This window comes from Metapseudomonas resinovorans (genome assembly GCF_002003485.1).
In the GTDB taxonomy this organism is placed as follows: domain Bacteria; phylum Pseudomonadota; class Gammaproteobacteria; order Pseudomonadales; family Pseudomonadaceae; genus Metapseudomonas; species Metapseudomonas resinovorans_D.
This window is the reverse complement of sequence record NZ_BDMA01000118.1, coordinates 1-367: the sequence shown is the minus strand read 5'-3', so window position 1 is coordinate 367 and position 367 is coordinate 1. Positions and strand designations below refer to the sequence as shown.

The following is a 367-nucleotide window of genomic DNA, read 5'->3' as shown; positions in this document are numbered from 1 at the left end:
CTTGGCGAGCAATCGGTTACGGTGAAATGGCCAGCCTCCGATCCTGAAGGCTGCGCCCGCTTTGTCCGTGGGCTCGCCCAGTGATCCGCATCGATACCATCTGGCTCGCCACCGAGCCGATGGACATGCGTGCTGGCACTGAAACCGCGTTGGCCCGTGTGGTGGCGGTATTCGGTGCGGCGAAGCCGCACTGCGCCTATCTGTTCGCCAATCGCCGCGCCAACCGCATGAAAGTCCTGGTGCATGACGGCGTGGGTATCTGGCTGGCCGCGCGGCGATTGAACCAGGGCAAGTTTCACTGGCCAGGCATCCGGCACGGCTCGGAAGTCGAACTCGACACCGAGCAACTTCAGGCTTTGGTACTGGG

The 367-nt window shown here is 63.2% G+C and carries 1 protein-coding gene; it reads left to right on the top strand.

The window, feature by feature from the left end; translation table 11 throughout:
• Positions 1-80: 80 nt before the first annotated feature.
• A partial coding sequence (gene tnpB / locus MnOB_RS28470; RefSeq protein WP_234358350.1) for an IS66 family insertion sequence element accessory protein TnpB occupies positions 81-367 on the top strand: 287 nt, incomplete at its 3' end.